The 4188-nt window shown below is 60.1% G+C and carries 4 protein-coding genes; all 4 read left to right on the top strand.

Features of this window, described 5'->3' with window-relative positions; translation table 11 throughout:
- The first annotated feature begins 863 nt into the window (after window positions 1-863).
- The gene (gene istA / locus Q0341_RS03720; RefSeq protein WP_299510655.1) at window positions 864-2363 is read left to right on the top strand and encodes an IS21 family transposase; all 1500 of its coding nucleotides are present in this window, start codon (window positions 864-866) and stop codon (window positions 2361-2363) included.
- The gene (istB, locus tag Q0341_RS03715) at window positions 2350-3114 is read left to right on the top strand and encodes an IS21-like element helper ATPase IstB (protein WP_299510654.1); all 765 of its coding nucleotides are present in this window, start codon (window positions 2350-2352) and stop codon (window positions 3112-3114) included. Before istA ends, istB begins: the two co-directional genes overlap by 14 nt.
- Window positions 3111-3329, top strand: a complete 219-nt coding sequence (locus Q0341_RS03710) for a hypothetical protein (protein WP_299510653.1) — start codon at window positions 3111-3113, stop codon at window positions 3327-3329. Before istB ends, Q0341_RS03710 begins: the two co-directional genes overlap by 4 nt.
- Window positions 3330-3481: 152 nt before the next feature.
- The coding region (locus Q0341_RS03705) for a pyridoxal-phosphate dependent enzyme (protein WP_299510651.1) at window positions 3482-4188 on the top strand (707 nt) is incomplete at its 3' end.

The following is a 4188-nucleotide window of genomic DNA, read 5'->3' as shown; positions in this document are numbered from 1 at the left end:
CTTTGTCGCGCATGAGCGCCGAGCAAAGCCAATCCTGGCTCGCGCCACAACTCATTGTGAACGGCTTTCAGTTTCCGTTTAAATCCGGTGTCGGCAGCCTGACGGTCGCATTCACCGGCTGAGCACGCCGGCTTCGTTGAACTTCCTTTGAATCGAATTGGGGTGCTCGTTCTGTAGGGCACGGATGGGTCCTGGGCGAGCGTGCTTTGGGATGATGCGTGTGAGTCAGCTCTGGGGTCTGGCGCTGCTGTGGCCTTTTGCGTTACAAATCGCCTTGCCTGTGTGAGAAGCAAGCGCGACAGTGGCAATAACTTGCCGGTCAACCCACTGCCGCGCCCCGAGGCCCTACTGGAGAGCAACGTTGCGCACGTAGTATTTCACGAAGCGGGCGTGGCTGTCCAGACCATGGTTTTCACGCGCATGGGCATGAACGCCCATGCAAACAGACCAACCGCCACCGAGGTCCTTTTTGTGCGCCCGCTGTCGCTGCACGGTCCTCATCTGCAGCCACTGCGACCGTGGTCAGCGCTATTGCAGCACCGATTGTTCGGGTCAAGCAAGAACTTGCGCCCAGCGCGCTGCCGGCAGGCGTTATCAGGACAGCCGAAAGGGCCGTCATGCCCATGCCCAACGCCAGAGACGATGGAAGGCGTGTGCAAAAAAAGTGACGCATCAGGGTAGCCCACCACTGCCCGCTGCTGATTTACTCCCCCTTGACAAAGCAACAGCCTCGCAACCAGCCACAAATCGGAGTTGCAAGTGCCACTTTTGTGGCCGTGCGGTTTCCGTTTTCGTTCGCCAGGGCTTTCTGGGCTGTCGCTTTCGTCCCCCATCGAAGCGAACCTTAAGGAGTGCCGATTTACATGACTATTGCCCCTGATCTGACAGCGCAAATCCTGCGCTACCACCACGCCGAGCGCTGGCCGGTGGGAACGATTTCATCCCAACTGAACGTGCACCGCGAGACCGTCATCCGCGTTCTCACGCAAGCCGGCGCCTCGCCCATCATTCCCGCCCAGCGCCCCTCGGGCGTGACCCCCTATCTGCCCTTCATCGAGCAGACCTTAAAGCAGTTCCCCAATCTCACTGCCAGTCGCTTGCACGCCATGGTCGTGGAGCGTGGCTATGGCGGTCGCCCTGACCACTTCCGCCACCTCATCGCCAGGCACCGCCCGCGCCCCCCAGCCGAGGCCTACTTGCGCCTGCGCACCTTGCCCGGCGAACAATGCCAATGCGATTGGGGTCACTTTGGTCACATCCAGATCGGCCAAGCCAAACGGCCATTGATGGCTTTTGTGATGGTTCTGTCCTGGTCCAGACGCATCTTTCTGCGTTTCTTCCTGGGCGCACACATGGAGAACTTCCTGCGCGGCCACGTCCAGGCCTTTGAATCCTGGGGCGCGGTGCCCAGGGTCACTTTGTACGACAACCTGAAGAGCGCCGTGCTCGAGCGCAAGGGGCAGGCCATCCGTTTCAACCCCGTAGTGCTGGCACTCGCGGCGCATTACCATTTCGAGCCACGCCCTGTGGCACCTGCACGGGGCAATCAGAAGGGCCGCGTAGAGCGCTCGATTCGCTACATCCGTGACAACTTCTTTGCCGCGCGCACCTTCACCGACATCGACGACCTCAACGCACAGGCCGATGCCTGGGTGGTTGGAGCGTCGAGCCAGCGCCCCTGCCCCGAAGACACCAAGCTGTCGGTGCAGGAGGCCTTCGAGCAGGAGAAGAGCCACCTGATGGCGCTACCCGCAACCCCGTTTAGTTGCGACGAGCTGCGGGGTGTGTCTGCCGGCAAGACCCCTTACGTGCGGTTCGATCTGAACGACTACTCGATTCCTCACACCCATGTGCAGCGTAGCCTCACCGTGCACGCCGACCTCAGTGTTGTACGCATTCTGGACGGCCAACAGGTGCTGGCCACCCACCGGCGTTGCTGGGACAAGGGCCAGCAAATCGAGGTCGAGGCCCACCTGGAGGATCTGGTGCGGCACAAGCGAGCCGGGCGTGCCCACCGTGATACCGACCGCCTGGTGCACGCCATTCCTCAGGTTCAGGCCTTGCTCAATGAGGCCGCCAAGCGGGGGGAACCGCTGGGGCGCACCGCCAGCCAGTTGCAGGAGCTGCTTGATGTGCATGGGCGCACGCAGATGACGGCCGCCGTTGCGGATGCCCTCAATCGCGGCGTGCCACACCCCAATGCCGTTCGCATGGCATTGGAGCGCCAACGCCAGGCGCAAACCCCACCCCCGCTGGGCGTGGACCTTCCTGAACATGTGCGTGCCCGTGACATCGCGGTGCGCCCCCACAGCCTGGATGGCTACGACCAACTTCTTGGAGACCACGACGATGCAAACGACTGATCCAACCCTACTTAAACGCCGCGCCCAGGCCCTGCAACTGCACGGATTGCTGTCAAACTGGAGTTCATGTTCGACAGAGCCCTGGGTGGCCACTTTGCTGGACTGGGAGGAGCAAGAGAATGCCCGCCGTTCCATGGAACGGCGCCTGCACAGTGCGCACATCGGGCGTTTCAAGCCCTTGACCGACTACGACTGGCGCTGGCCCGAGCAGATTGACCAGGGGGCCGTGAGCGAGTTGATGACGCTGCAGTTCCTGCAGAGCGCCAGCAACGCCATCTTGGTGGGACCCTCCGGAGTCGGCAAGACCACCATCGCCCAGAATATTGCGCATCAGGCGGTGCTGCAGGGGCACACCGTCATGTTCACCACCGCCGGCAAGCTGCTCGGCGAGCTCGCCAGCCTGGACAGTGATTCGGCCTTGCGCACTCGGCTGCGTCATTACGCAAGGCCTTCACTGTTGGCTATTGACGAGGTCGGGTACCTCTCATATTCAAGTCGCTATGCCGATCTGCTGTTTGAGTTGATCAGCCGCCGCCACGAGCAAAAAAGCACGCTCATCACCACCAACAAGTCCTTCGCAGAATGGAACGAAGTGTTCCCCAACGCGGCCTGTGTGGTGGCACTGGTGGACCGGCTGGTCCACCATGCTGAAATCATTGGTATTAAGGGCCAGTCATACCGGCAGAAGGAGGCGCAGGAACAGGCCAAGGCACGCGCTGGTAAGCGTAAAACCTCAAAGGGTAAGCCATGAGGACATGGCATCAGCCGTCAGGCTTGTCAGCAGGGCTACCGTTCACGGTGGATGCCACCTGGACGCCGGAGCAAGCATTGGCGGTGTGGGAGTTGCTGGATGACCTGCGCGACCGCATTTGGACTCATTACGGCTTGGTCATCCAGAACCAGTTACGCGAACAGCACATTACCAATGACGCACTTGATGACTATGACCAGGATTTGCCGTTCTGAATAACGACGAACTTTCAACCCCCAACAATCAGGGCCCCTAACGGGGCCTTATCTATTAGTGGCGCCGTGGGTACCGGAGTTGGACGCCAATTTATGCCGCCATTTACTGACGCCATATTTCTACGGATTTAGACCGCCGCCAACAATCGACCGTGATCGAGAAAACCGGCGGGAATTTCGGCCTGGGCCTTGTATTGGCATGTGCCGAAATCGGTGTGCCGGTCGAGTTGGCCGTTGGTTTGTCATTCAGCCCGCTCAAGCGGCGCTGTCTGGAGTCATTCGGTGCCACCCTGATCGGGGTCGATCGCTTGAAGCAGGGTGCCACCCCGCGCGAAGTGGTGGAGTGGCATTTGGCCAATGCTGCGGAGCTGGGCAAGAAATACTATTACACGGATCAATTCAATAATCGCGGTAGCCTTGATGCGCATGAACTGGAAACCGGCCCTGAAATTGTGAGCCAGCTCAAAGCGTGGCCGGACGTGGATATCCTTACCTTCGTCAGTTGTGCGGGCACCGGTGCCCATTTGACCGGCATAGCCCGTGGCTTGCGCCATGCCGGTTACCAAACCAATGTGGTGCTGGTAGAGCCTGCCGGATGCGATAGCCGGGCCGGGGTATTTGTCGATCACCGGCTGGAAGGCATGGCCGTTGGTGTCAAGCCACCCTTGCTCGATTGGGATCTTGTGTCGGAAACCATGTACATCGATCAGGACACCATGCTGGCAGCACAACACCGCTTTGCGGCACAGCATGGCTATTTCGTCGGCAATACCTCGGCAGCATGTATCGCGGTGGCGCAAGAACTGAAAGGCCGCAGCAACAACCGGCACAAAGTGTTTACTATCGCCTATGACCATGG

Origin of the sequence: uncultured Limnohabitans sp. (assembly GCF_937889215.1) — a bacterium.
Lineage (GTDB): Bacteria > Pseudomonadota > Gammaproteobacteria > Burkholderiales > Burkholderiaceae_C > Limnohabitans_A.
The sequence above is the reverse complement of the archived record's forward strand: the minus strand, read 5'-3'. Positions and strand labels throughout refer to the sequence as shown.

Bases quoted from the DNA above. Each gene is read 5' to 3' on its own strand.
- istA (WP_299510655.1), top strand. From the start codon at position 864: ATGACTATTGCCCCTGATCTGACAGCGCAAATCCTGCGCTACCACCAC.
- istB (WP_299510654.1), top strand. From the start codon at position 2,350: ATGCAAACGACTGATCCAACCCTACTTAAACGCCGCGCCCAGGCCCTG.
- Q0341_RS03710 (WP_299510653.1), top strand. From the start codon at position 3,111: ATGAGGACATGGCATCAGCCGTCAGGCTTGTCAGCAGGGCTACCGTTC.